23 protein-coding genes and 1 tRNA gene are annotated in these 25,295 nt (G+C 66.9%); 12 read left to right on the top strand and 12 right to left on the bottom strand.

Translation table 11 applies throughout. The annotated features are described in order from the left end of the window. Nucleotides 1-56: 56 nt before the first annotated feature. Nucleotides 57-437: a hypothetical protein gene (locus ACQP06_RS28640; RefSeq protein ID WP_379272049.1), complete on the top strand. Its 381-nt coding sequence runs from the start codon at nt 57-59 to the stop codon at nt 435-437. A 113-nt stretch (nt 438-550) separates the two neighbouring features. Next, nucleotides 551-892 (top strand): WhiB family transcriptional regulator, encoded by a 342-nt coding sequence (locus ACQP06_RS28635; RefSeq protein ID WP_357086867.1) that lies wholly within the window; start codon nt 551-553, stop codon nt 890-892. An 82-nt stretch (nt 893-974) separates the two neighbouring features. On the opposite strand, the gene ACQP06_RS28630 is transcribed toward ACQP06_RS28635, so the two are convergent. From ACQP06_RS28630 to ACQP06_RS28620, 3 genes are all read right to left on the bottom strand, one after another. Then, complete coding sequence (locus tag ACQP06_RS28630) at nt 975-2,363, bottom strand: ABC1 kinase family protein (protein ID WP_433667734.1); 1,389 nt, start codon at nt 2,361-2,363, stop codon at nt 975-977. 44 nt (nt 2,364-2,407) lie between these two features. Next, on the bottom strand, nt 2,408-3,238 hold the full coding sequence (locus ACQP06_RS28625; RefSeq protein WP_433667732.1) for a TOMM precursor leader peptide-binding protein: 831 nt from the start codon (nt 3,236-3,238) through the stop codon (nt 2,408-2,410). A 164-nt stretch (nt 3,239-3,402) separates the two neighbouring features. Continuing rightward, on the bottom strand, nt 3,403-4,818 hold the full coding sequence (locus ACQP06_RS28620; protein WP_433667731.1) for a zinc-dependent metalloprotease: 1,416 nt from the start codon (nt 4,816-4,818) through the stop codon (nt 3,403-3,405). Nucleotides 4,819-4,903: 85 nt separating this feature from the next. Here ACQP06_RS28620 and ACQP06_RS28615 point away from each other — a divergent pair, with 85 nt between their 5' ends. After that, nucleotides 4,904-5,929: a YlbL family protein gene (locus tag ACQP06_RS28615; RefSeq protein ID WP_433667729.1), complete on the top strand. Its 1,026-nt coding sequence runs from the start codon at nt 4,904-4,906 to the stop codon at nt 5,927-5,929. Nucleotides 5,930-5,947: 18 nt separating this feature from the next. On the opposite strand, the gene ACQP06_RS28610 is transcribed toward ACQP06_RS28615, so the two are convergent. Beyond that, nucleotides 5,948-6,556 (bottom strand): PPA1309 family protein, encoded by a 609-nt coding sequence (locus ACQP06_RS28610; protein ID WP_433667728.1) that lies wholly within the window; start codon nt 6,554-6,556, stop codon nt 5,948-5,950. Nucleotides 6,557-6,736: 180 nt separating this feature from the next. Between ACQP06_RS28610 and ACQP06_RS28605 the strand changes: the two genes are divergently transcribed. Further along, a complete protein-coding gene (locus tag ACQP06_RS28605) occupies nt 6,737-9,724 on the top strand; it encodes a UPF0182 family protein (RefSeq protein ID WP_433667726.1) in 2,988 nt (995 codons plus the stop codon). A 172-nt stretch (nt 9,725-9,896) separates the two neighbouring features. Here the strand turns inward: ACQP06_RS28605 and ACQP06_RS28600 are convergent, their stop codons facing one another. Then, complete coding sequence (locus tag ACQP06_RS28600) at nt 9,897-10,433, bottom strand: transglycosylase family protein (RefSeq protein ID WP_433667725.1); 537 nt, start codon at nt 10,431-10,433, stop codon at nt 9,897-9,899. 532 nt (nt 10,434-10,965) lie between these two features. Between ACQP06_RS28600 and ACQP06_RS28595 the strand changes: the two genes are divergently transcribed. Continuing rightward, nucleotides 10,966-11,039: transfer RNA gene (locus tag ACQP06_RS28595), tRNA-Met, on the top strand. 335 nt (nt 11,040-11,374) lie between these two features. Beyond that, on the top strand, nt 11,375-12,019 hold the full coding sequence (locus ACQP06_RS28590) for a TetR/AcrR family transcriptional regulator (RefSeq protein ID WP_433667723.1): 645 nt from the start codon (nt 11,375-11,377) through the stop codon (nt 12,017-12,019). A gap of 8 nt (nt 12,020-12,027) precedes the next feature. On the opposite strand, the gene ACQP06_RS28585 is transcribed toward ACQP06_RS28590, so the two are convergent. The 6 genes from ACQP06_RS28585 to ACQP06_RS28560 all read right to left on the bottom strand — a co-directional run bounded on the left by ACQP06_RS28585 (nt 12,028) and on the right by ACQP06_RS28560 (nt 17,989). Next, nucleotides 12,028-12,999 carry a phosphotransferase family protein gene (locus tag ACQP06_RS28585; RefSeq protein ID WP_433667722.1) on the bottom strand — a complete coding sequence of 324 codons (972 nt, stop codon included), beginning with the start codon at nt 12,997-12,999 and terminating at the stop codon, nt 12,028-12,030. Then, entirely contained in the window at nt 12,996-13,739 is a 744-nt protein-coding gene (locus tag ACQP06_RS28580; RefSeq protein WP_433667720.1) for an SDR family NAD(P)-dependent oxidoreductase, read from the bottom strand. Before ACQP06_RS28580 ends, ACQP06_RS28585 begins: the two co-directional genes overlap by 4 nt. After that, nucleotides 13,740-15,026: an acyl-CoA dehydrogenase family protein gene (locus ACQP06_RS28575; protein ID WP_433667719.1), complete on the bottom strand. Its 1,287-nt coding sequence runs from the start codon at nt 15,024-15,026 to the stop codon at nt 13,740-13,742. A 47-nt stretch (nt 15,027-15,073) separates the two neighbouring features. Further along, the gene (locus ACQP06_RS28570) at nt 15,074-16,051 is read right to left on the bottom strand and encodes an alcohol dehydrogenase catalytic domain-containing protein (RefSeq protein WP_433667717.1); all 978 of its coding nucleotides are present in this window, start codon (nt 16,049-16,051) and stop codon (nt 15,074-15,076) included. Between the two features lie 296 nt (nt 16,052-16,347). Then, nucleotides 16,348-16,581, bottom strand: coding sequence for a hypothetical protein (locus tag ACQP06_RS28565; RefSeq protein WP_433667715.1), 234 nt, complete (start codon nt 16,579-16,581; stop codon nt 16,348-16,350). Nucleotides 16,582-16,825: 244 nt separating this feature from the next. Beyond that, nucleotides 16,826-17,989 carry an aromatic ring-hydroxylating oxygenase subunit alpha gene (locus ACQP06_RS28560; RefSeq protein ID WP_433667714.1) on the bottom strand — a complete coding sequence of 388 codons (1,164 nt, stop codon included), beginning with the start codon at nt 17,987-17,989 and terminating at the stop codon, nt 16,826-16,828. Nucleotides 17,990-18,113: 124 nt separating this feature from the next. Between ACQP06_RS28560 and ACQP06_RS28555 the strand changes: the two genes are divergently transcribed. Next, the gene (locus tag ACQP06_RS28555) at nt 18,114-18,722 is read left to right on the top strand and encodes a TetR/AcrR family transcriptional regulator (protein WP_433667712.1); all 609 of its coding nucleotides are present in this window, start codon (nt 18,114-18,116) and stop codon (nt 18,720-18,722) included. 203 nt (nt 18,723-18,925) lie between these two features. Here ACQP06_RS28555 and ACQP06_RS28550 read toward each other — a convergent pair whose 3' ends face one another. Then, the gene (locus ACQP06_RS28550) at nt 18,926-19,543 is read right to left on the bottom strand and encodes a TetR/AcrR family transcriptional regulator (protein WP_433667711.1); all 618 of its coding nucleotides are present in this window, start codon (nt 19,541-19,543) and stop codon (nt 18,926-18,928) included. A gap of 96 nt (nt 19,544-19,639) precedes the next feature. On the opposite strand from ACQP06_RS28550, the gene ACQP06_RS28545 reads away from it, so the two are divergent. Genes ACQP06_RS28545 through ACQP06_RS28525 form a run of 5 tightly spaced genes read left to right on the top strand, consistent with a single transcriptional unit; the run spans nt 19,640 to nt 25,210 of the window. Continuing rightward, a complete protein-coding gene (locus tag ACQP06_RS28545; protein WP_433667709.1) occupies nt 19,640-20,500 on the top strand; it encodes an SDR family NAD(P)-dependent oxidoreductase in 861 nt (286 codons plus the stop codon). Nucleotides 20,501-20,528: 28 nt separating this feature from the next. After that, a complete protein-coding gene (locus ACQP06_RS28540) occupies nt 20,529-21,686 on the top strand; it encodes an acyl-CoA dehydrogenase family protein (protein WP_433673448.1) in 1,158 nt (385 codons plus the stop codon). Nucleotides 21,687-21,694: 8 nt separating this feature from the next. Further along, complete coding sequence (locus ACQP06_RS28535; RefSeq protein ID WP_433667707.1) at nt 21,695-22,516, top strand: alpha/beta fold hydrolase; 822 nt, start codon at nt 21,695-21,697, stop codon at nt 22,514-22,516. Further along, a complete protein-coding gene (locus ACQP06_RS28530) occupies nt 22,513-23,463 on the top strand; it encodes an alpha/beta hydrolase (RefSeq protein ID WP_433667705.1) in 951 nt (316 codons plus the stop codon). Before ACQP06_RS28535 ends, ACQP06_RS28530 begins: the two co-directional genes overlap by 4 nt. Next, nucleotides 23,456-25,210, top strand: a complete 1,755-nt coding sequence (locus ACQP06_RS28525) for an AMP-binding protein (protein ID WP_433667703.1) — start codon at nt 23,456-23,458, stop codon at nt 25,208-25,210. Before ACQP06_RS28530 ends, ACQP06_RS28525 begins: the two co-directional genes overlap by 8 nt. Nucleotides 25,211-25,295: the final 85 nt, after the last annotated feature.

Raw genomic sequence — 25,295 nt, 5'->3', positions numbered from 1 at the left:
AGACCCCGCGCGCACCAAGCACTGATCGCAAACGAGTGAAGGAGGGAGGCAGACCAATGAACAGCAACGCAGGCATCGCGACGACCGGCATCACCGCCGGCCGCGTCAGCATGGCGTCAGTCATGTCCGTTGCGCCCGTCTCCCTGGGGATCCTCGCTTCGCAGGGGATTCGTATGTCCGGCGTGAGTGGCGATCTTGGTCTTCAGGTCTTTGCAAGCAAAGCCCAAGCGGATCAGCAGATCGTGATCAAGCAGGACAAGCCCGAGGGCAATTGGTACCCGGCAACCGCAGTCGTTGACACCGTCACCGGCTCGGCCGTCGAAACCGTCACAGGCGCAACCGGATCCGAGCGACCGGTGCATCTGCTGGCAGCCCGCCCCAACACCACCGACCCAGCGTCCGTGAACAGGAGTCGACACCGAAGTCGACTCAGGTAGGGATTCACCTCCCAGACCTCCTGGCCACGGATCGCGACAGACGCGAAACCGTGGCCATAGTTTTATCGGCCTCCAGCCACCGGCACCGGTCTCGCGAAACCTACGAACGACCGATGCACGAGCTGAAGGAGAACGACGTGTCCACCACGGTCATCCGTGAACGAGTGACATGCCGCAACACCGTGGCCAACACGACCGCCCGCACCCGCCGGGCCGTCACCATCAATGTCCCCTGCCGCGCCGGCAACCCCGACCTGTGGTTCGCCGAGGCTCCGGCCCAGCTGGAAGAGGCCAAGGCGCTGTGCGCCAGCTGCCCGATCCGTCAGGGCTGCCTGTCGGCCGCCCTGGATCGTGCCGAGCCGTGGGGTGTCTGGGGCGGTGAGATCTTCGACCAGGGTGTCGTGATCGCCCGCAAGCGCCCGCGTGGCCGCCCGCGCAAGGTCACGGTGGCATGACCGCCCCGGCTTCCGGGGGAATTGAACGCATACGACCCGCTTACCTCGAGGTAGGCGGGTCGTTTTGCGTGTGGGGTCAATACTACGAAGCGGCGCGGCGGGTTTCGGCGTAGCCGGGGACCCAGTCGTTCATCAGCTTCATGAACGGGACTTCGGCGTCGAGCTGGGCGCAGATGCCGACCGAACCGCCCAGGACCCGGAAGATCATCACGTGTTCGGCCGGAAGTTGCAGGGAGCGGGCCGTTTTCATCATCTCGGCATTGGAGATGTCGGTGGCCTTGCCCGCGACGCGCTGCATCCAGCGGCGGGTGAAGTGGAAGGTCTCGGTCTTGATCGGGTCGGTGAAGGGGCGGAGATAGTCCTGAATCTCCTGGATGCTCACCGTCTTTCCGGGAATGACCCAGCCATGGTCGTGCAGCAGCGCCACCAGCTCGTCGAAACGCTCCTCGACCTCCAGCGCCACCAGTTCACCCAGGACCTTGGGGAAGCCGTTGGGCAGCGGCGCGCACGCGCCGTAGTCGATGACCGCGAGCCGCCCGTCCTCGAGCACCATGAAGTTGCCCGGATGCGGATCGGCGTGCAGCAATCCCGCGATGGCCGGTGAGCTGAAATGGAATTCGCCCATCAGCGCCGCGACCCGATTGCGCAGCTCGACCGTTCCTTCCGGATCGGCCATGCCCTGCTGGATGATTCGCGAGACCGGGGTGGCATTGTCGAGCCACTCGGTGACGATCACCTTCGGCGCGCTGGCCACCACCTTCGGTACCAGGAAGCGCGGGTGCCTGTGGAACGCCTTGGCGAACTGGCGCTGGTGCCCGCCCTCGATCCGGTAGTCCAGCTCCTCCTCGGTGCGCTCGCTGATCTCGGCGAGGATCGGCTTGATCTCCGCGCCGGGGATCAGCGCGCCCATCATGCCGGCCATCCGATTGAGTGTCTTGAGATCGGCGCGCAGCGCCTCGTCGGCGCCCGGGTACTGCACCTTCACCGCGACGGTCCGGCCGTCGGACCAGACCGCCTTGTGCACCTGGCCGATGCTGGCCGAGGCGGTGGGCTGGTCGTCGAATTCCCGGAATCGTTGCCGCCAACCGGTTCCCAGCTGCTGGTCGAGCTGCCGGTGCACGGCCGCGACCGGCATGGGCGGCGCGGCGGCCTGCAGCTTGGTGAGCGCCTCGCGGTAGTGCTCGCCGAACTCCTCGGGGACGGCGGCCTCCATCACCGACAGCGCCTGTCCGAACTTCATGGCCCCGCCCTTGAGCTCCCCGAGCACGGCGAACAGCTGTTCGGCGGCCTTCTGATTGAGCTCGGCGTTGATCTCCTGCTTGTCTCCCCCGGCAAGTTTGCGGCCGAATCCGACGGCCGCCCGCCCTGCGATGCCGAGCGGAATCTTGGCCAGCTTGGCATTGCGGGAAGAGCGCTTGCTCACAATCTCTGACACGTTCCCATCATGCCGATGTCCCAGACGGTCCGCCATGTGATTCGGGTGTTCTGCCGGGTGACGAGGGGGAGTGGTTTCCATCACACCATCGCCTCCGCGCCGCAACCGCAGTCGGGATGCGGCGTCCAGGTCCGCCGATCCAGCCGCGCGGTGTCCGGATCCCACTCCAGGGTGGCGTTCAAACTCGCCGGTGGCCGCTCCGCGCGGCCGCGTGCCACGGTCTCGATCTCGCGCAGCGCCAGCGCCGCGGTGAGCACGGCCACGGCCGGGGAAGCGCACCCGACCCGGCCCAGCAGCTGTGCGGCCAGTTGCGGCCACGCCGGTTCGGCCGCCGTGCGGTACAGGTCCGCACAACGCAGGCAAGCGGTTTCGCCCGGCAGCACCAGCGGGCCGACGATCCCGGCCCCGTCGCGGATCCGCACCAGCAGGTGCGGGACGCGCGCCCGCACGAGGTCGGCGACCAGCGCCGGATCGGGCACCAAGGTGTCGGACAGCACCAGCAGATCCGGCCGCTCCGGCCATGGCTCCCCACTGCCCGGTGCATCCGCCCGCCCATGAGAGTGCTTGGCCCGCAGCCCGATCCGCTGCAACCCATCGAGCAGCGCGTCCGCCAACGGCCCGCGCCCGTGCACCCGCACCGTCCGCAGCCGACTTCGCGGTTCCGCTGCCGCCAGCAGCCCGGCATCCGCGAGTTCCCCCAACAGCGTCCGCACGTCTTCGACCTCGAACCCCAATTCCCGCGCCTGCCAGAGGATCTCCGCCTCGGTCCGCGACCCGTCCAGCAGCCGCACCAACGCGGGCCCCGATTCCACAGGACCGGGCGGTCGAACGATGACCGCACGCTCCGAACTCCACCCCAACTGCACCGCGCCATCCGGCCGTACCAGCACCGCGATTCGCGGATGCAACATCGGTCCGCGGGTAAAGGTGGTCGCCCCGCGCGTCGCGGTTCGGGCGAGGGCTGCTGTTGGTGGGGATGTCACTGCCGTCATAGCGTCAGTCTGCGCGTCCCCGGAAATGCGGAAACCCGCGAAAACGCTTGTTGATCAGCGCTTTCGCGGGTTATCCACAACTCTTACTTCGTGTCTTCCCCGTCCGAGGTTCCGGTCTCGGCGTCGCCGCCCCGGGCCTCCTTCTCGGCCCGTTCGCGCGCCTCGGTCTCGGCCAGCTGCGCCAGCGGGTCGTCGAACACCGTCGAGCCGCCGCCCAGCACCGAGTCGATGAAGCCCGCCGGGGAGTCCAGGTCCGAGGAGTCGGGCAGCAGGTCCGGGTGGGCCCAGACGCCGTCGCGCTTCTCGAGGCCGGTGTCGTCGGTCAGTCGCCGCCACAGCGCGGCGGCCTCGCGCACCTTGCGCGGCCGCAGTTCCAGTCCGACCAGGGTCGCGAAGGTCTGCTCGGCCGGGCCGCCGGTGGCGCGGCGGCGGCGCAGCGTCTCGGCCAGCGCGCCCGCGCCGGGCAGCCGGTCGCCCACGGCGTCGCTGACCACGGTCTCCACCCAGCCCTCGATCAGGGCGAGCAGGGTTTCCAGCCGTTCCAGCGCGGCCTTCTGCTCCGGGGTGGTCTGCGGTTCGAAGGTCCCCTGGGACAGCAGCTCTTCCAGCTTGGACGGATCCTGCGCGAGGGTCATCGGATCCAGGCCCGCCGCGGCCTGTTCGATGGCCGAGAAGTCCATCTTGATGCCGCGCGCGTAGTCCTCGACCGCGCCCAGCACCTGCTGGCGCAGCCACGGCACGTGCGCGAACAGCCGCTGGTGGGCGGCCTCGCGGGCGGCCAGGTAGACCAGGATCTCGCTCTCGGGCTGCTCGAGCCCGGCGCTGAATTCGGAGATGGCGGTGGGCAGCAGCGCGGCGGTGCCGGCGGGACCCAGCGGCAGCCCGATGTCGGTGGAGGTCAGCACCTCCTTAGCGAGCTGGCCCAGGGCCTGGCCCAGCTGCGAACCGAAGGCGAGCCCGCCCATCTGGCCCAGCATGCCCATCATCGGCCCGGCGAATTCGCGGGCCTCGGCCGGCAGCGTCGCGGTCCACATGCCCGAAACCTGTTCGGCCACCGGGTCGCAGAGCCGCTTCCAGGTGGGCAGCGTCTCCTCGATCCAGTCGTTGGCGGTCCAGGCGACGGTCTTGCTCGCGCCGGCCGGGAAGGTGGTGGCCGCGTCGAGCCACAGTTCCGCCAGGTGCGAGGCGTCGGTGACGGCCTGCTGCGCGCCTGCGGAGACCGGCGTGACGCTCGCGCCCAGCTGCTGGCGGGCCAGCCGCTTGGCGATGTCGTAATTGACCGGTCCGGCCTGGGCCGCGCCCGGCTGTCCCATGCTGGAGAACATGGCGCCGAGCTGCGAGAGCATCTGGCCGAGTTGCGAGGGATCGAATCCGCCACCGCCCGGGCCGCCCATGGCGAATCCGAACGGGTTGTTCGCATCAGAACCGCTGGACTCGTCGCCGGGCTTGCGCTCCGGGTCGTCGTCGCGATTCGAGAATCCGAACGGGAAATCACTCATACCCACTACGGTACTGGAGCCGCAGATCACACGAACCGCCGAGCGGAGCGCGGCAATGGCCTCGATGACCAGTACCCTTGGCCGCGTGAACCGTCGGATATTCACCCTGCTCGCCGCTCTGATCCCGATTCTGGCGCTGGGTATCGTTGGCAGTGTCGTCACGGTGCCGTTCGTGGCGCTCGGACCAGGGCCGACCTTCAATACGCTGGGCGAATTCGACGGCAAACAGGTGGTCGACGTGCAGGGCGCGGAGCTGAAATCCGCTTCCGGCAATCTCAATATGACGACCGTGTCCGTTCGCGATCAGCTGAATATCTTCGACGCGTTCCGGCTGTGGATCGGCGGCGAACATGGATTGGTGCCGCGCGCCGAGGTGTATCCGCCGGGGCAGACACGTGACGATGTAGACAAATCCAATCAGCAGCAGTTCAAGGATTCCGAGGACTCCGCCGAATTGGCGGCGCTCAACTATCTGAAGCTGCCGACCGCGGTCCAGCTCGCGAATGTCTCCGACGACGGCCCCGCCAAGGATGTGCTGCGCAAGGGCGACGAACTGGTGACGGTGGACGGCAAGCACATCGTCACCGCGAAAGACGTTGTCGCCGCGGTCTCCTCGGTCAAGCCCGGCACCGCCATCGGCGTGGTCTTCCGCCGCGACGGCGTCGAGCAGTCCGCCGAGATCACCCTGGCCCCGCGCCCGGACGACTCCGGCAAGGGCTACCTGGGCATCACGCCCGACGAGATCTCCAAGGGTCCGATCAAGGTTGCGTTCAATCTGGGCGAGATCGGAGGCCCTTCGGCGGGACTCATGTTCACCCTCGCCCTGATCGACAAGCTCACCCCCGGCGACCTGTCCGGCGGCAAGTTCGTGGCGGGCACCGGCACCATCGATCCGGACGGCAAGGTCGGACCGATCGGCGGCATCCAGTACAAGATGATCGCCGCGCGTGAGAAGGGCGCCGAGACCTTCCTGGTCCCGGCCGCCAACTGCAACGAGGCCGCGCAGCGCACGCCCGAGGGCCTGCGCCTGGTGAAGGTCGAGAACCTGTCCGGCGCGGTCCAGGCCCTCGACGACATCAATGCGGGCAAGGACGCGCCGACCTGCGGCTGACCCTCGCCCGGCGCGGGGTCAGAACTCGTCGGGATCGTTCTCGAGGGTGTGCAGCAGCGCCTCGACCAGATTCGGGGCGAGGTTCGGCGCCGTGCGCAGGTCGAGGTCGCCGAACGGGTCCTCTTCCTCCTCGCTGGGCCGCACCTGCAGCAGCGACAGCGAGGTACCGTCGCGCAGCACGCCGACGAACAGCCGGGCGTCGCGGCGTTCGGCGTGTGTGAGCGCCGCCTGGCGACCGGCCTGGTCGGCGGCGTCCCGGTCGGCGAGCAGCGGCGCGATGGCCTCGTCGAGCGACTGCTCGGCGGTCGGCGGCAGCACCACGATCTGCTGCACCAGCACGCAGCCCTCGACCGAGGCCGGCCAGCTGGTGGTGCCCAGGAATTCGTCGAGCGCCATGGCGTCGGCCTCGCCCGCGATGTCCTCCGGGAACGGCTCCTGCGCAATGGGGGTCAGCGCGTCCTTCTCGTCGAGCTGATCCAGCAGCGCGGGCTCGGCGGCGACCAGGTCCGCGGTCGGGACCAGCGCGAACATCTGCGGCGGCCGGTCCCAGCCCTCACCGTCGACATACTCCGCGACTTCCCGAATGCACCGGTACAGGGCCGACGCCGCCCACTGCTCTGGATTCACCCGGTCATCCTCGCATCTCGTGAATACCTGTCCGACGCGGCAGGTGTTGGGCCGCGCGGCGGGCGTTTTACGTAGAGTGGGGCGCGAACGGTCCCCTGGGACCAGCTCGCATCATCGGACTGCGACGTTCGGCGCCGGTTTCCCGGTTCGGACGTCGCCGGACCCTGGGAGAGTGGCATCGTGGGCATGCGCCCCCCGACCGGCTTACCTTCGCTGTCGCGACGCAGCCGCATTCTGCTCGTCACGGCCCTGGTGCTGGCCGCCCTGTTACTGGTCGGGCCCCGGCTGACCGACGCCTATACCAACTGGTTGTGGTTCGGGGAGGTGGGGTTCCGCAACGTCTACCACACCGTGCTGCTCACCCGGGTGCTGCTGTTCCTGGTGGTCGCGGTGGTCGTGGCGGCGATCATCTGGCTGGCGCTGCTGCTGGCCTACCGCACCCGGCCGGTGTTCGTGCCGGTGAGCGGTCCCGGCGATCCGATCGCCCGCTACCGCACCACGGTGATGAGCCGGCTGCGCCTGTTCGGCCTGGGCATCCCGGTGCTCATCGGCGTGCTGTCGGGTCTGGTGGCGCAGTCGAACTGGGTGACGGTGCAGCTGTTCCTGCACGGCGGCTCGTTCGGCGTGCAGGACCCGCAGTTCCATCTCGACGTCGGCTTCTACGCCTTCGACCTGCCGTTCTACCGCATGGTGCTGAACTGGCTGTTCGTGGCGGTGGTGATCGCGTTCTTCGCGAACCTGGTGGCGCACTACGTCTTCGGCGGGCTGCGGCTGTCGGGGCGGGAGGGCACGCTGAGCAACTCCGCGCGGGTGCAGCTGGCGATCCTGGCCGGGATCTTCGTGGCGCTCAAGGCCGTCGCCTACTGGTTCGACCGGTACGCCCTGCTGTCGAGCACCCGCAAGGAGCCGACCTTCACCGGCGGTTCCTACACCGACATCAACGCGGTGCTGCCCGCCAAGCTGATCCTGCTGTCGATCGCGGTCATCTGCGCCATCGCCTTCTTCGCCGGAGTCGTGCTGCGCGACTTGCGCATTCCGGCCATGGCGGCGGCGCTGCTGGTGCTGTCCTCGGTGCTGGTGGGCGCGGTGTGGCCGCTGCTGGTGGAGCAGTTCTCGGTGCGCCCGAACGCGGCCACCAAGGAGCGCGCCTACATCGAGCGCAATATCGACGCCACCCGCTCGGCCTACGGGCTCACCCCGGACAAGGTCGAGTACGTCAACTACAAGGGCGTCGCGACCAATGACCAGGTCAGCTCGCCCGCCGACCAGCAGACCATCAAGAACATCCGCCTGCTGGACCCGAACCTGCTGACCCAGACGTTCATTCAGCGCAACCAGCAGCTGCAGAACTTCTACGGCTTCCCCGACCCGCTCGACATCGACCGCTACACCGTCAACGGTGAACTGGGCGACTACGTGGTGGCGGCGCGCGAGCTCCAGCCGCAGAACCTGTCGGAGAACCAGACCAACTGGCTCAACAAGCACACCGTGTACACGCACGGCAACGGCTTCGTGGCCTCGCCCGCCAACAAGGTGAACGCGGCCCCGCCCAAGGAATCCCAGCAGGCCGGGCAGAGCGCGGGCAGCAGTGATTCCAACGGCGGCTACGGCTATCCGGTGTTCACCGTCGGCGACATGTCCACGGTCAGCGACCTGATCACCAAGAAGGCCGGGCTCAAGGAGGCCATTCCGGTCGACCAGCCGCGCATCTACTACGGCGAGCTGATCGCCAAGAGCGACGCCGACTACGCCATCGTCGGCGCCAACGGCCAGTCCCCGCGCGAATACGACACTCCCACCGACCAGTTCACCTACGCCGGCGCCGGCGGTGTGAAGATCGGCAACTGGTTCAACCGGGTGGCCTTCGCGGCCAAGTACGCCGAGCGCAACATCCTGTTCTCGGGCGCCATCGGCTCCGATTCGAAGATCATCTTCAATCGCAGTCCGCGGGAGCGCGTCACCAAGGTCGCGCCGTGGCTGACCGCCGACGGCAATGCCTACCCGGCCGTGGTGAAGGGCCGCATCGTCTGGATCGTGGACGCGTACACCAGCCTCGACAACTACCCGTACGCGCAGAAGACCCCGCTCGACGGCGCGGTCGAGGACAGCATCGACCAGGCCACGGGGCGTCTACTACCCCGCAAGGAAGTCTCCTACATCCGCAACTCGGTCAAGGCGACCGTGGATGCCTACGACGGCACCGTCAACCTCTACGAGGTGGACAAGAAGGACCCGGTCCTGCAGGCGTGGATGGGAGTGTTCCCGAACTCGGTGAAGCCGGAGAGCGAGATCTCCGACGAACTGCGTTCGCACTTCCGCTATCCCGAGGACCTGTTCAAGGTGCAGCGCGAGATGCTCGCGAAGTACCACGTGGACGATCCGGTGGAGTTCTTCAACGGCAACGCCTTCTGGTCGGTCCCCAACGACCCGACCCAGGAGGGTGCGGCCAGCAGCGCTCACCAGCCGCCGTACTACGTACTGCTCGGCGATCCGAAAACCGGTAAGCCGCAGTTCAATCTGACCAGCGCCATCGTGGGCTACAAGCGGAACTACATGTCCGCCTACCTGCAGGCGAATTCGGATCCGGCGAACTACGGCAAGCTGACCGTGCTCCGATTGCCCGCGGATTCACAGACCTCGGGCCCGGGTCAGACGCAGACGTCCATGACGACGGCCGATCAAGTGTCGAGGGACCGGAACCTGTTGACGGGCGGCAATGTCAACAAGATCAAGTACGGCAATCTGCTGACCCTGCCGGTCGGTGACGGCGGCATCCTCTACGTCGAACCCTGGTATCTGGAACGCAATACCGGCGGTCCGAACGCGCCGTCCTTCCCGCAGCTGGTGAAGGTGCTGGCGAGCTACCGCGACAAGGTCGGCTACGGCGCGACGGTCAAGGAAGCCCTCGATCAGATCCTGCCCGCCGCGGGCAATGCCGCGACCGATCAACCGGGACAAGCGGTTACACCGCCCACCCAGGGCGCGACGCCGCCGGCCAACCCGCCCCCGCCGACCGGATCCACTGGTAAGGACGCGGCGGTGAAGCAACTCGACGACGCGCTGCGGCAGGTGCAGGACGCGCAGAAGTCGGGCGATCTGGGCGCGCTGGGCAAGGCGCTCGAGCAGTTGCAGACCGCGGTGAACAACTACCAGAAGGCCGGCGGCTGATCCGTTGACGTGAGAGGCGCTGTCATCCATTGGATGACAGCGCCTTTCGCATTTCCAGGCTCGGAAATTACTGTCGCACAATAAGAATTATTGCCTCGAAATAGCGAAAGGTGCCGCGTCGCCATTGACGCAGCACCTTTCCATATCTTCCGGAAAAGGAAGTAGATTCGGGCTACTTGCCCCAGGTCTCGATGAGGCCGGCGTTCGAGGCGAGGATCTGGTTGTACTGATCCTGCATGCCCAGCTGCTCGGCGACGGTGTTGGCGACGCCCTTGGCCTGGTCGATCATGGCCTGGCGGTCGGTGGGGGCCGCGGGGGCGACGGGCGCGGGGGCCGCGGGCTCCTGGGTGGGCTCGGGCTCGGAGATGCCCGTGCGCAGGTACTGGCCGCAGACCGGCCAGGCGCCGACGCCCTGGGAGGCGAGCACGTTCTCGGCCACCCGGATCTGCTCGGCCTTGCTGGCGTTGGAGGCGTTGCCGGCACCGCCGTTGGCGGCCCAGGTGCTCTGCGAGAACTGCAGACCGCCGTAGTAGCCGTTGCCGGTGTTGATGCCCCAGTTGCCGCCGCTCTCACACTGGGCGACGCCGTCCCAGTCGTGGGCCGGGGCGGCGGAGGCGGTCGCGGTGAAGCCGAACGGGACGGCAACAAGTGCGCCGGTGACGGCGGCGAGGCCGAGGGCGCGAGTGTTGATCTTCCGGTTCTGTTTCATGTGTTATTCCCTCCCTGTGCCGACCGGCCCGGCGCGGATGCTCCGCCGTGTCCCTGTCCCCAGGAGTCGGGGTGCTCGACCGCGGGACAGGGTTTCCGGAGTGCAGCGGTTCGAGTCGGAGCCCATCGCAGGTTTGTTCCGGGCCGCGACTGACGATAACGAGGAAATCTCGGCAGATCACGTCTTGATAACTGCAGAATTGCATGAAGCGAATGACTGAAAAATCGGCGTTGATGCAGGTTGGCTATGCTGTAAATGCTTAACCCGAGCGGTCTGTTATCTCACCGTGATGTGACTCGAATCACCGACAATTTGTGACACCGGTCACGTTTCTGGCGCATGCCAGCGGCCGAACGCGTGCGCGAGGCTCTCAAATGGAGGATTTTCACTCCAATTGCTCCACTTGATGGGCAACCGTCCGGTCTGATTCGCCACGCACCCCTCGCTCGGTACGCCCGCACCCCCGCAAAATCCCGCCTGACCACCCGATTTGGTGCATCTGCTAGCCCGTGTGTAATGTTGTGTTCACCGACGCGGGGTGGAGCAGCTCGGTAGCTCGCTGGGCTCATAACCCAGAGGTCGCAGGTTCAAATCCTGTCCCCGCTACTAACGAGGGCGGTCCTGACCGGTAGGTTCAGGGCCGCCCTCAACGTTTGTCGAGGTTCTTGACAACGGATTTGGCAACTGCCCGATATGCCTGTGTCCACTCGGCGGGTGAATTATGAAATGCCCTGCTACCAGGTGACTCTCAGCGGATAAAGTGGGATGTGGCGGGATGGCCGCGATCACCGGGGCGCTCGCCGTGCTGATCTCTCAACGGTCGGCCAACCGGGATCACGGTGCTACCTGAATCAAACCCGAGGTCCACGGAATGATGATGCGTTGTGGAGGTTCTCGCAGCGCACCCGGAGTCGCCCCGAGTAGGAGGGTAGCCTCCCTGCATGGAACTCACCCGAGCGGCTGCGGGGGATGCGGCGTCCCGACCCTCGGTGCGGGAGGAACAGAAGCAACTCACGCGACGGCGCATCGTGGCCGCCGCGACCGAGATTTTCGAGCGATCCGGTTACACGGAGGCGTCGGTGGCGACGATCGCGCAGGCGGCAGGGATCAATAGGGCAACGTTCTACCTGCATTTCACGACCAAGGCCGACGTGTTGGGCGGGGTGGTCGAGGAGTTCATGCGGGATAGCGCGCCACCGTATTGGGCGTCGCTGGATGAAGCGCTTGCTTCGGGGTCAGGTGCGCGGGTGCGCGACTGGCTAGGGCAAGCGCGCGGTTGGTGGTCGGCGAACGCGCGATTGCTCGCGGCCTGGCGGGAAGCTGCGGTCGTGGATCCGGCGATCGCGCACCGGGCCAATGGGATCGCCCAGATCGGCGCGGACATGCTCGCGGGATTCCTGGCCGGTATGGCGGACGAACGGCGGGTGGAGGCTTTGCGTCGGGTGCGATTGCTGCTGTCCCAGCTGGACCATGTGTGGGGGTCGGCACTGTTCGACGGTGAGGATCCGGAGCGGCTGTTCGATTCGATGGCCGCGATCTGGTGTGCCGCACTGGGTCTCGACGATCATATCGCGCCGAGACCTTAGCGCGGTATTCAGCGCGACAGGTCGCGTGCCCGCCGCGCGGCATGGACGGCGCGCTCGCCGACATCCGCGGCGTCCGCCCGATCGGGATCACGCAGCGAGCGAATGTGGATGCCCCCCATCAGGACCGCGAGCCGGTAGTTGTAGAGAACGCGATAGTAGGTGAGGTCGCCGAGGACGAGTTCGGGATCGTAGCGGGCCAGGATCTCCGCCTCGCCCGGCCAGCCCTCCTCGCTGGGATAGACGAGGCGGCTGACCTCGAGGAATCCGGCGACGTCGAGCAACGGATCTCCGATCGTGGCCGTTTCCCAGTCGAGAATCGCGGTCACTCTGGGGTTCTCGTCGCCCTCGAGCAGGAGATTGAGCATGTGGTAGTCGCCGTGCATAAGCCCGGGTGTCCATGCGGAAGGGGCGCGCGCCTCGAGCCACGGCCCGATCTCACGCAGGACGTGAAGGTCGTGGTCACCGTAGGACGCGAGCTGGTTTCCCCAGCGTCGGACCTGGCGCTCGTGGAATCCGTCCGGACGGCCGAAATCGTTGAGTCCCAACGCCATCGGATCGACCCGATGCAGAGTCGCCAGTGCGTCGATCATCGCCGCCATCGCGCGGGCCGGGTAGCCGGGTGCGGCGGCGAACGGGGGTAGCGGCGGCATGGGAGAGTAGCCGTCGACGGCTTCCATCAGATAGAACACACGGCCGAACACCGTGGGATCGGTGCACAACGCCACCGGGGTGGGGTGCGGCACAGCGGTTTTCGTGAGCGCGGTGAGCAGCCGGAATTCACGGCGCATGCCTTCGTCGGCGCGATCGACGGCGACTCCGGCGGGCCGGCGCAGCACCCATCGTCGCGGGCCCCGCTCGATCCGGTACATGAGGTTCGACTTGCCGGCGGTGATCGGGGTGACGCGCAGGGGCAGGCCGGGTTCGAGGCCGATCTGATCCAGCCAGGCGGCGATCCGGGTTTCGTCGGGCCAGGTGGTCATGCGCCACCGTCCAGGGTGATCAGCGCGCCGGTCACATACGAGGATGCGGCGCTGCCCAGCCACAGCGCGGTGCCGATGATCTCCTCCGGATCGCCGATGCGCCGCAACGGAATTCGATCGGTCAAGGCGTGCTCGTCCACCGTTCCGTCGAGCGCCTTGGTGAAACTGGAGGTGCGGAACGGGCCGCAGACAATCGCATTGACCCGAATCCCGCGCGGCCCGAATTCCTGTGCGGCGGCGATGGTCAGCGCATTGAGGCCGGCCTTCGCGGCGGCGTACACCACGGTCGGCGGGGTCGGTTTGGTCGAGGCGCGGGAGCTGATATTGATGACCGATGCGCCATCGGGCATGAGGTCGGCGGCCAGGGCGGTCAAGCGCAGCGGACCCTTCAGATTCACCGCGAGCGTCTTGTCGAACAGCTCCTCGCCGATCGCTTGTAGAGCAGGCGCGACCGGTGCGATTCCGGCATTGTTGACCAGAACGTCGATGCGCCCGAACGTCGCCCGCGCCCTGTCGATCAGGTGCGCGCATTCGCTCCATCGGCCGACATGACACGGCGCGACCACCGCGCGGCGACCCACCGCGCGAATCTCCGCCGCGACCTCCTCGCAGGCCTCTGCCGTTCGACTGGAGACCACCACATCGGCTCCGGCGCGGGCGAATCCGAGGGCCATGGCGCGGCCGAGTCCTCTGCTCGCACCGGTGATCACCACGACCTTGCCGGTGAGATCGGGTTGCATTCATGACTCCTGTGCGGTGGCGAACCGCGCGCGGGCGGCAAGGCGGCGGTCGGGAAGGTGCTCGCTGGGCCAGTCGCCTGGGGCGGGCTGGTGATCGGCGAGAACGTCTCGGGCGAGCGAGATTTCATGCACTTCGGTCGGCCCGTCCGCGATGCCCAGGGTGACGGCGGTGAGCAGCATCCGCGCCAGTGGCATCTCGTTGGATACGCCGAGCGCGCCGTGCAACTGCATGGTCCGCAGCACCGCGTTGCGATAGACCCGTGGCGTGGCGATCTTGACGCCCGCGATCTGTCTGCGCGCCGCCTTCGCACCGAATTTATCCACCGTCCACGCCGCGTGCAGCACCTGCAGCCGGAACTGCTCGAGCTCCACCCACGCCTCGGCGATGCGCTCCTGGGTGACAGGGTTGTCGGCGAGCGGGCCGCGTCCGGTGGTTCGGCTCAATGCGCGCTCACACAGCATGTCCAGACAGCGGTGCAGCGCGCCGACAGTGCGCATGGCGTGGTGCAGCCGCCCGCCGCCGAGGCGCGCTTGAGCGATGGTGAATGCCGCGCCCTCGGCGCCCATCAGGGCGTCGGCGGGCACCCGCACGTTCTGATAGCGCACGTACGGATGATTTCCGGTGCCCTCCTCGTCGTAACCCATGCCGGTATGCCGCAGGATCCGAATGCCCGGGGTATCGGCGGGCACCAGGAACATGGACGCGCCGCGATGCACCGGCACGGTGGGATCGGTGACCGCCATGACGATGAAGAACGTGGCGTGCCCGGCGCTGGAGGAGAACCACTTCTCGCCGTTGATGATCCATTCGTCGCCGTCCCGGACGGCGACTGCGGTGAACCCACGGGGATCGGACCCGCCCTGCGGTTCGGTCATCGAGTAGCAGGAGGAGATCTCGCCCGCCAGCAGCGGGCGCAGGTAGCGATCCCGTTGTGCCGGGGTGCCGTAGTGGGCGAGGATCTCGGCATTGCCGGAGTCGGGTGCCTGGCAGCCGAAAACGCTGGGGGCGAACAGTGATCGGCCCAGGATCTCGTTCATCTGGGCGAGCCGGACCTGCCCGTAGCCCTGGCCGCCGAGGTCCGGGGTGAGGTGGCACGACCACAGCCCGTGCGCGCGCACCTGCTCCTGTAGTGGGCGAATGTGCGTGCGCCACAGCGGCAGGGTCTTGTCGTAGATATTGTTCTCGTCGCCGAAAGCGAGATCGATCGGGACTATCTCGGTGTCGACGAATTCGCGGATCCAGTCGAGTTGTGCGGCGAACCGGGGATCGATGTCGAAATTGACCAACGTGCGTTCCTTGTCCTGAAAAAGCCTGCCGTACCGGGTGATTGCCGTTAAGGCCGGTCGATCCGGGGGTCGATGATGATCTTGGCGTGCGGCCCTGCCGCTTGGAGCGCCTCGAACGCGACCGCTGCCTGATCCAGTCCCACCCGGGCCGTCACCAGCCGTGCGGCCGGGAAGCTGCCGTCGGCAATGCGGGCGATCGCCTCGGTCATCTCCTCCTGGGTGTAGCCGAGCACGAACTTCAGTTCGAGCTGTTTGTAGATCGCCATCAGCGGGTTGAACTCCTCGAGCCCGTTGTGCAATCCGGTTTGCACGATCCGCGCACCCACCGGGAGATCAGTGATCATCTGGTTCAGAAATCCCGGTGCCCCAACGGTGTTGAATACGGTCGGGGTGACCGCCGCGTGCGCTGTCCGCCAGATCGCGAACGGTGACCGCTCGGCCGGATCGACGATCACGGTGGCTCCCACGCTCGCCGCGAGTGCACGTCGCGCGGAGATCGGATCGGAGGCGATGATGGTCTCCACCCCTTCGGTAACCAGCGCGCAGATGGTGGCCAGGCCGATCGGCCCGCAGCCGAGCACGATCGCGGCCCGGCCGTCGCCCATCCGCCCCTGACGCACCGAACTCAACCCCACCGCGAACGGCTCAGCGAGGGCGGCCGACACCGGATCGCAGCCCTCCGGCAATTTCTGCGTGAGTGCCGCCGACAGCACGATGTAGTCGGAGAGCCCACCCGGGACGGTGTTGCTGAATCCGAGCGCGTGCAGTTCGGTTCCGCGCAGCAGCGCACCCTGCGCCACGTGATCCCCGACTGTCAGATGCTGTACAGCAGAGCCGATTTCGACCACCCGGCCCGAGAACTCGTGCCCCAGGCACACGCCCGCCTCCGGATCGAACACCATGGGCGTATACCCGGCCAGTGCCGTCGTCTTCACGAACCCGGTCGGGTCCTGCTGTATGTGCAGATCGGATCCGCACACTCCGCACGCCATTACCTCGACGACGACGTCGTCGGGTCCCGGCATCGGCCGGGGCACCTCCGCGATCGTCAAGACCCCATCGACAAGCATCAACGAACGCACTGCATACCTCCGACGCGCCACGGGCATCGCTGGCCCGAAATGTGGACAGCAGCATCACACTCGACACGGTGTCGAGTCAATAGTCAGAGTGTTGATTGCTGCGCGGATCGCGAGGAGGCCCTGCTGCGGGCACTATTTCCTGCGGACCACATCAGGTCGAAGTCGTAGACCGGATGCTCTCGCGCCGACTTCATGATCAAGGCGGATTGTCGGCGGTAGACCCGGTTGGCCGTGGCAGTTCACAGCAGGCGGTCCGGCCGGGTCAGATCGACCACGCCGCTGGTGTGCGGCCGGGCGATGGCCTTCTCGGCCAAATGGATCCGGAACGAATGATCGAAGGTGGCCGCCGCTGAGCCGATGGGGGTGGGGCTCGAACCGGCAACACCACGACCTGCGGCTCTGCATTTTCTGGAATAGCCGTTAGGTGTTGGAAATTGGCAACGAATTTGGCAACCGGACGCGGCGAAACCCAACGACGCAGGTGAGATGACCCGGAGAGCGCGGCACAGTCGTACCTCCGACATCCTGCGAAAACGGGATTATTCGGTACCCGCCGGCCAGCGTGGAACTGCCACTCGTTGGCTCATAACCCAGAGGTCGCAGGTTCAAATCCTGTCCCCGCTACTAGGAAGTGGCCCGGAACCAACTGGTTCCGGGCCACTTTCGTATTGGTGGGCCACTCCGCATCGTCGGTCGATTGCTTCGACTCCGGAGCGTTCAGCCCAGCGCGACGCCCAGTTCGGCGGCGAAGGTCTTGATCATGTGCTGAACGCCGATCTCGTTGCGACCGATGACCATATGGTCGTGCTGGCCCTGGCGTACGCCTTCGCCGCATTGGGGCAGCATGGCGAAGTCCTCGTCGCGGACCGCGGCGTGGACCTGGTCGTAGATGGTGTCGTAGACGGCGCGTTGCTCGTCGTTGGTGGCGGGAATCTTGGCCATCCAGCTGTGTTTGACACTGCACCGGGTGGGAGCCCCGGCCGGCAGCATTTCCAGGATCTCCACCCCGACCGGACTGTTGGCCAGGATGAGGTTCGGGTAGATCCAGTACACGACACCCATATTCATGATCGGATCCCAGGGGCCGCTGGGGTCGGTGTCCAGGGCCGTGATCCAGTTGAACGGGAAGCCCATCCGGTGGTGGCGGCCGAAACGGTCGTGGGTGGAGGTGTTGGCGAAGGTGTTCTGGCCGATCACGCTCTCCCCGTGGACGAATGGGAAGTGGTAGCTCTCCGCGAAAGCCTCCATCGCGCCCTTCCAGCTGACCTCCGAGAGGAACTCGCGGTCGTCGTGGTAGCCGTAGGAGGCGTAATCCAGTTGCGCCAGTTCCGGTCCCATCGACCCGAGGTGGGCGTCGATGTCGATCGACCCGCCGGCGGTCAGTGTGGCCCAGATGAATCCGTGCCGCTCCTGGCTGGGTAGCTCGACCAGTCCGTAGTCCGCGCGGTCGACGTCGGGGAATCCCTCCTTACCCGGCATGCCGGCGAGTTCGCCCGTGTTGCGGTAACTCCAGGCGTGGTAGGGGCAGGTGAAGCGGGTGGCGTTGCCGGATCCGCACGCCGGTTGCGCGCCCCGGTGGCGGCAGTAGTTCAGGAACACGTGTGTGCCGCCGGACCGATCCCGGGTGACCAGGAGCGAATCGCCGAGCACGGTGCGCACCACGTAGTCGTTCGGCTCCGGGATGCGGGCGCTGGGCACGATCATCAGCGGGGTGCGGCGCAGGATCTGCGACTCCTCGACCTCGGTGATCTTCGGATCGCGGTAGTAGTGCAGCGGCACCCGCAATGTCGACTCGGCCATCTCGGTGGTGCGGTCGAGCACCAATCTCAGTGCGCGGCGGGTCAGGTCTTCGGTCAACCCGGTGGCTGTATGCAAGTCCATGGACCGAGACAATACACATTTTCGATTGTGTATGGTCTAAATCGTGGGAGAAGCTGCCGGAGCCTGCCTGGTCTGCGAATTCGATAGAGTCGGCGCACTACGCCGACCAGCCAGGAGGATTCTGTTGCGCACTCACGGCTGGTCGGGGACCGCCCCGGCCGACGATGCCGAGGCCGTCGACCGCATCCTGGCCGCCGCACGGACCGCCATCGAGCGCACCGGCGGAGAATTCACTATGGCCGAGATCGCCCGCGACCTCGGCGTCACCCGCCAGACCGTCTACCGCTACTTCGCCAATGCCGACGCCCTGCTCGCCGCGACGGCGATGGCCGAGATCGGCCGTTTTCTGGATATCCTCGCCGACCATCTGGATCCGATCGCCGACGCGGCGGAAGCGGTGGTCGAGGGCATCGCCTACACCCTGGAATGCTTGCCCGACGATCGCTACCTGAGCCTGTTGCTCAATCCCGGTCGTGCCGGAAACTATTCTGTCAGTGTCACTTCCGACACCGCGGCAAGTCTCGGACGCGCGATCCTGGAACGCATGGCGGTCGATTGGGACGCCGCCGGATTCGACGATGCTCGACTCGATGAACTGGTCGAGTACATGCTGCGCATCGTGCAGTCCTTCGTCGTCGACCCCGGTCGGCCACCGCGCCTGGGAACCGAACTCCGCGACTACCTCACCACCTGGGTCGCCCCCGCACTCCTGCCGGCGACAACCCGACCGTGAACGGTAGTTCGCGAGAGTTGCTCCATACGAACGCTACGGAGTCCGCGGTTCGAATCGACTGCGCGGCCTGGCTGAATGATCGATGTGCCGAGGTCGATTCGGCCGGTTGACGGGTGAACAACGTGGTCGGGTCGACCGCGGTGCCGCCGCGCGCGAGGACCGTTATTCGGCTCGGCGCCATCTGTTCCTGGCCTCGTGCGCGTCTAATTCACGAGCGCTGATGTCAGCAGGGTCGCGCCGAGGTCGATGGCGACATCCGGGGGGACTTGCCATTCACCGTTCACCCACGCGCGCATCAGTTCGGCCAGACCGCCGGTATAGAAGATGACGGCGGCGGCGAGGACCGTGCCGGTGCGGCCGTCGGGCATGTGCTGCTCGACCAGGGTCGCGATGAGTTGCTCGAACCGGGTGTAGATGTGCCGGCGGCGTTCGAGGAGAGCGGCATTGCCCGATGGGTCGCTCAACACGACTCGGGTGCGGCGTGGATCCTCCGCTGCCGCCTGGAATCCCGCCGCCATCATGTCGTGGATCAGGTCGGCGGTGGCTGTGCTGGTGGAGTGCTCGACGGCTCTCGCGGTGGCCTCGAAAATCGTGGTGGCGGCCAGGTCGTAGGCGGCGATCAGCAATTCGTCTCGGTTGCTGAAACTTTCGTAGAAGTAGCGTTCGCTCAGTCCTGCCCGGGTGATGCTCGCGCGCACCGATACCCCGGCCCAGCCCTGCGCGCTCCAGATGTCGAGTGCCGCGTCGATCAGTTGGGCTCGGCGTCGCTCGCGGCGATCGCTCGTGCTCGCGCCGCCGTAGACCCGATCCGCGGTAGTCATGTCCATATCTTGACGGGCTCCGTTGTCAGACGTCTAATGTCCTCATGTATCGAACACTCTGTTCGACAGTGCATACTTCTGCGAGGGGTGAATTCAATGGCGAAACAGATCCCGATCGGCTGTCGGGTGGCGATAACGGGCGGGGCTCGCGGCATCGGCCGTGCGGTGGCGCAGGGCTTCCTCGCCGCGGGCGGCCGGGTGGCGATCGGCGACATCGACGGGGTACTCGCGCGCAGGACCGCTGCCGAATTGGCTGAGGAGCTCGGAGGGACGGTGGTGGGACTCGACTTGGACGTCACCGATGAGGCGAGCTTCGCGCAGTTCCTGGCCGCGGCGGGCGAGGAGCTCGGTGAGCTCGATGTGCTGGTCAACAATGCCGGCATCATGCCCACCGGTCCGTTTCTCGAAGAGTCCCAGGCGATCTCGGATCGGCAGATCGCTGTCAACCTGCGTGGGGTGGTGATCGGTTCGAGGCTCGCGGCGGCTCGTTTCGTCCCGCGCGGTGCGGGGCAGATTGTGAACATCGCGTCCCTGGCGGGGATCATTCCGGTGCCGGGTGTCGCGGTGTACAGCGCGACCAAGGCGGCCGTCGTGGCGCTGGGAGACGCGTTGAATCAAGAAATCGGGCCGCACGGCGTCGCCGTCACGACCGTCACCCCGGTCTTGGTTCGCACCGAACTCGCCTCGGGCATCCAGCGCAATCGTTTACAGGAAGCGGTCGCCGTGGTGGATCCCGAGGAGGTGGCCGCGGCGATCGTGGCGGCGGTCGCTCGCGGCCGCGCCGGATTGGTGACCGTTCCCCGCAGCACCGGATTCGTCGCACGATCCACTCGGATGCTGCCCGAAGGTCTGCGCAATGCGTTCTACGGCGTGGCCGGTATCCAATCGGCGAGCGCCAACGCCGACGAGGTCGCTCGCTCGGCCTACCGCGTCCGCATAGCGCCTACCGAGAAGTGAGGGGACCGCAGTGGATTCGACACCAACCCTGAGCCTGTTCCCCTCCTCGGAGGAGTTGGCCATTCGTGACGCCGTGCGCGGAATCTGCGCGCCCTACGCCGAAGGTTACGCCAGGAGCAAGCACGCCGAGGGCAAGCCGCCGACCGAACTGTGGGCAGCTCTCGCTGAGGCTGGATTCATCGGCATCCGGGTGGCCCCGGAATGGGGCGGCGGAGGCGCGGGAATCAGCGAGTTGGCGGTGGTGGTGGAGGAAGTCGCTGCCGCGACGGGAACTCTGCCGGGCATGGTGGTGGTGTCCGCCGCCATCTCCGGACCCATTCTCTCCACACACGGCACCGAGTCGCAGAAGGAACGCTGGCTGCGCGGAATCGCCGACGGCACGGTGAAGATGGCCTTCGCGGTCACCGAATCCGATGCCGGATCCAACACCCACGAGCTGCGCACCGAGCTGCGTCGCGACGGTGAGGGCTATCGCCTCAACGGCTCCAAGACGTTCATCTCCGCGGTGGAGGACGCTGACGCGATCCTGGTGATCGCTCGTATGCGCAATGCCGACGGGACGCTGGGCCTGCCCACCCTGGTCGTGGTCGACGTCGACTGCGTGGGCTTCACGCGCAAACCGATTCCCATGCAGTTCATCGGCCCCGAGCAGCAGTGGCAGCTGTTCTTCGACGACATTCCCATCGAGTCCGACCGGTTGATCGGCGGCGAAAACGGTGGTCTCCCGGTCCTTTTCGACGGTCTGAACCCGGAGCGGATCATCGGCGCGGCCATCGCGTGCGGAATCGCACGGCGCGCCCTGGAGAAGGCCGCGTCCTATGCCCGCGATCGCGAGGTCTGGGGCGTGCCCATCGGCTCGCATCAGGGTATCGCGCATCCTTTGGCTGAAGCGAAGATCTCGCTGGAGCTGGCCCGGCTGATGATGCAGAAGGCCGCCGCGCTGCAAGACGCGCGTGCGTGCGGAGCCGGTGAGGCCGCGAATATCGCGAAATATGCCGGGGCCGAGGCCGCGCTGCAGGCCGTCGATGCCGCCGTACAGGCGCACGGCGGCAATGGCTTGACCATCGAGTACGGTGTCTCGGACCTCTGGTTCGCCGCTCGTCTGGCCCGGATCGCTCCGATCAGCCGAGAAATGATTCTCAACTTCGTCGCCCAGCATTCGCTGAAACTACCCAGGTCCTACTGAGGTCGGCGATGGATACTACGAAATATGGTGTCGCCCAGCGCAACGGAGCGCTGCGCGGCGGTTCCGGTGAGCCGCTCGTGCTACTGCATGCGGGCGGTGCGAGTCCCCGCTTGTGGGAGCCGGTGCTGCCCCGACTGACCGCGTACCGGGATGTGCTGGCACCGGCGCTGCTCGGCAATCTCGGTGGCCGGCAGCTGAATTCGGGTCCGCTCTCCGCGCGGGCCATCGCCGACGATGCCGAACGCGATCTCGACGCCGCCGGATTCGGAGTGGTCGACGTTGTCGGCAACTCGCTCGGTGGATTCGCCGCGCTGGAGCTGGCGCGGCGTGGCCGGGTGCGCAACCTGGTCGCGATCAGCCCGATGGGAATGCAGACTTCGGAGAAGGCGGAGAAGCTGATTCGCGTTCTCGTGCGCGGGCATCGGGTGGCTGTGCCCGCGAAACCGTTGGTGATGCCCGCGCTGGCAGTTCCCGTGGTGCGGCAGCGCCTGCTGTACACGGTGCTCGGGGTGGTTCACGGCGAGCGTGTGCCGACGGCCTTGGCTCGGCACCTGTTCCATGCGCTCACCAGCTGCGATGTTCCAGCGGCCTTCGCCGCGATCGAGGCGGCGGATCTGCGGATCCGCGACGTCGGGGAGATCACCACCCGCACCCTGCTCATCCGAGGTACTCGCGATCCCATCGCGACCCGCGATCAGATCGACGGCTACTCAGCCGGATTGCCGAACGCGAGCCTGCTCGAGCTTCCAGGCCTCGGGCACTGCCCGCAGCTGGAGGACCCTGAGCGGGTCGCGGCGGAGATCCTGCGATTTCTAGGAGACGAATCATGAACAGGCGACCCAGCCTGCGCAGCAGGGTCTTGGCCGCGACGCTGCGCCATACCGTGCGCCCGCTCGGCCAACGCGCCGAAGTGCGTGGAGCGCAGCTGTGGGCACTGCGGACGGCGACCGGTGGCATCGGTCCGCGAACCCGGCAGGGGGGTCCGCCCGAACCCGGCCGACTTACGGGGGAGTGGGTGCGCGGCGACCGCGTCCGGACCGCCCCGGCGTCCGGTCCGATGGTGTTCTACCTGCACGGCGGCGGCTACGTATTCGGTTCGCCTCGTTCGCATCGCAAGCTGGCGGGGTGGCTGTCGGCGGCGAGCGGGCTGCCGGTGTTCGTGCTGGACTACCGGCTCGCTCCCGAGCATCCGTTTCCCGCCGCGCTCGAGGACGCGTTGTGCGCGTACCGCGCGCTCCTGGACCGGGGATTCGATCCCCGCGAGATCGCGTTCGCCGGCGACTCGGCCGGCGCTCACTTGATCGGCGCGTTGCTGCGCGAGCTCTTGCGGCGCGGTCTGCCGACGCCGGGTGCGGCGTTGATGTTCTCTCCCGCACTGGATTTCACCACCGTCGGTCCGGTGTCGCGCAACGCCGTGAGTCCCGATCCGTTCCTGCCCGTCGACTATCTGTGCCGCTGTGCGGCGGCGGTGTTCAGCTATATATCGCCCGAGGATCCACGCGCGGCCGTGCTGTCCGCGGACAAGGCCGGGTGGCCGCCGACTTTGATCCAGGTCGGCGGCACCGAATGCCTGCTCGATGATGCCCGGCGGGTAGCGGCTTCGCTGCGGTCCGCCGGCGTTGCCTGCGAGCTCCAGATCTGGCCCGGTCAGGTTCATGTCTTCCAAGGTTTCGGCCCGTTGATTCCCGAGGCGAGAGCCGCCATCCACGATGCCGGTCGCTGGTTGCGAGACCAGCTCGCGACCGTACACCTCGACCAGGAGATCCGGTATGCCTGAACCCGCCACCATGTGCGCGGCATTCCAGCGCACCGCGGCATCGCAGTCGCATCGCACAGCCGTGCGCTCCTCGGACGGCCGGATATCACTGCGTTGGAGCGACTACGCCGATGAAGTGCGCAGGATCGCAGGCGGACTCGCCGCACTCGGTGTTTCACGTGGCGACAGCGTCGCCTTGATGCTCACCAACCGCCCGGAGTTCTTCGTCGCGGATCTGGCCGCCATGCACCTGGGTGCGACGGTGTTCTCCATCTACAACACCAGTTCGGTGGAGCAGATCCGATACCTGCTCGACCACGCCGACCCGGCGGCGGTGATCTGCGAACAGCGGTTCGCCGAGGTGATCCGCGCGGCCGGAGGCACCGAGCGGGTGCTCTGCGTGGAGGACGGCGATCTGGACGGACTCCGGCCGGCCGTGGGGTTCGACTTCGAATCCACTTGGCGGGCAGTCGATCCTGACGATGTGCTGTTCCTCATCTATACCTCCGGAACTACCGGGCCGCCCAAGGGGGTGGAGATGACGCATCGGGGGATGCTCGCGCTGGCCGGCGCCATCGCAACCGAATTCGAATTTCGTCCCGGAGATCGCGCATTGTCCTATCTACCGGCTGCCCATGTCGCCGAACGCGCGGCCACGTACTACCCGCACGTCATGCACGGCACGGAGATCACCACCGTCGCCGATATGACCACTGTCAGCACGGTACTGACCGATGTGCGCCCGGATGTCTGGGGTGGGGTGCCGCGGATCTGGGAGAAGGCCAAGGACGGCGTCGAGGCGAAGCTGGCCGCGTCCCCGCTGCCGGCGCGACTGGCCGCGCGCTGGGCTATCGGCGTGGGCAGAGCCGTTGCGCGACACCAGGTCACCGGACAGCAGGTGCCGTTCGCACTGGCGGCGTGGCGCGCGGTGGCGGATCGGCTGGTGTTGTCCAGGGTGCGGCGGGCGATGGGGATGGACCGGGTGCGCTGGGCGGTGACCGGATCGGCCACGACACCGAACGAGGTCTTCGAATTCATGCGCGGCATCGGTATTCCGCTGACCGACGTATGGGGCATGTCCGAAATTGGCATGGTGACCGCCGCCGCAGGTGATGCCGCCCGCCCTGGAACGGTCGGCCGCCCGCTGCCCGGCGCGGAGGTGCGGATCATGGCCGACGGCGAGATCCACGTTCGTTGCCCCTGGATGATGCGCGGATATCGCAACGATCCCGAACGTACCGCGGAAACCGTAGACGCGGACGGCTGGCTGCACACCGGCGACCTGTTCACCCAGGACGCCGACGGCTACCTGCGCATCATCGGCCGCAAGAAGGAGCTCATCATCAACGCGGGCGGAAAGAACATGTCGCCCAACACTATTCAGCAGGCCATCAGCGCCGAGGCGCCGTTGATCGGCTGGGTGGTCGCGGCGGGCGACGGACGGCCCTACAACGTCGCGCTGATCGTGCTCGACCCCGAGGAATCGGCCACCTTCGCCGAAACCCACGGCCTCAGCCCCGATCCGGGCGCGCTCGCCAAGGACCCGCGGGTGATCGACATCGTGCGAGCGGCCGTGGAGGCGGGAAACGCCAAGCTTTCCCGCGTCGAGCAGATCAAGCGCTACGCCGTCCTGCCAACCTACTGGGAGCCCGGCCGCGACGAGGTCACCTTGACGATGAAGTTGCGCCGCAAGGACATTCTCGAACGCTACGCGGACCGGATCGACGAGCTCTACCGCACCCGGGAGCGAGAACGCCCGCGCCGATGACCGAGACCCCGGTCCACCATCGATCCGATGGTGGACCACTCGGAATGAACAGAGCCGGTGTCCGCGGATCGCGGCACCGGCTCTC

Origin of the sequence: Nocardia sp. CA-136227 (assembly GCF_050955695.1) — a bacterium.
GTDB lineage: Bacteria > Actinomycetota > Actinomycetes > Mycobacteriales > Mycobacteriaceae > Nocardia.
This window is presented reverse-complemented; position numbering and strand designations above follow the sequence as displayed.

Excerpts from the sequence above, each read along its gene's own strand:
- ACQP06_RS28640 (WP_379272049.1), top strand. The coding sequence starts at position 57 with ATGAACAGCAACGCAGGCATCGCGACGACCGGCATCACCGCCGGCCGC.
- ACQP06_RS28635 (WP_357086867.1), top strand. The coding sequence starts at position 551 with ATGCACGAGCTGAAGGAGAACGACGTGTCCACCACGGTCATCCGTGAA.
- ACQP06_RS28630 (WP_433667734.1), bottom strand. The coding sequence starts at position 2,363 with ATGGCGGACCGTCTGGGACATCGGCATGATGGGAACGTGTCAGAGATT.
- ACQP06_RS28625 (WP_433667732.1), bottom strand. The coding sequence starts at position 3,238 with ATGTTGCATCCGCGAATCGCGGTGCTGGTACGGCCGGATGGCGCGGTG.
- ACQP06_RS28620 (WP_433667731.1), bottom strand. The coding sequence starts at position 4,818 with ATGAGTGATTTCCCGTTCGGATTCTCGAATCGCGACGACGACCCGGAG.
- ACQP06_RS28600 (WP_433667725.1), bottom strand. The coding sequence starts at position 10,433 with ATGAAACAGAACCGGAAGATCAACACTCGCGCCCTCGGCCTCGCCGCC.
- ACQP06_RS28590 (WP_433667723.1), top strand. The coding sequence starts at position 11,375 with ATGGAACTCACCCGAGCGGCTGCGGGGGATGCGGCGTCCCGACCCTCG.
- ACQP06_RS28585 (WP_433667722.1), bottom strand. The coding sequence starts at position 12,999 with ATGACCACCTGGCCCGACGAAACCCGGATCGCCGCCTGGCTGGATCAG.
- ACQP06_RS28580 (WP_433667720.1), bottom strand. The coding sequence starts at position 13,739 with ATGCAACCCGATCTCACCGGCAAGGTCGTGGTGATCACCGGTGCGAGC.
- ACQP06_RS28570 (WP_433667717.1), bottom strand. The coding sequence starts at position 16,051 with ATGCCGGGACCCGACGACGTCGTCGTCGAGGTAATGGCGTGCGGAGTG.
- ACQP06_RS28560 (WP_433667714.1), bottom strand. The coding sequence starts at position 17,989 with ATGGACTTGCATACAGCCACCGGGTTGACCGAAGACCTGACCCGCCGC.
- ACQP06_RS28550 (WP_433667711.1), bottom strand. The coding sequence starts at position 19,543 with ATGACTACCGCGGATCGGGTCTACGGCGGCGCGAGCACGAGCGATCGC.
- ACQP06_RS28545 (WP_433667709.1), top strand. The coding sequence starts at position 19,640 with ATGGCGAAACAGATCCCGATCGGCTGTCGGGTGGCGATAACGGGCGGG.
- ACQP06_RS28535 (WP_433667707.1), top strand. The coding sequence starts at position 21,695 with ATGGATACTACGAAATATGGTGTCGCCCAGCGCAACGGAGCGCTGCGC.
- ACQP06_RS28530 (WP_433667705.1), top strand. The coding sequence starts at position 22,513 with ATGAACAGGCGACCCAGCCTGCGCAGCAGGGTCTTGGCCGCGACGCTG.
- ACQP06_RS28525 (WP_433667703.1), top strand. The coding sequence starts at position 23,456 with ATGCCTGAACCCGCCACCATGTGCGCGGCATTCCAGCGCACCGCGGCA.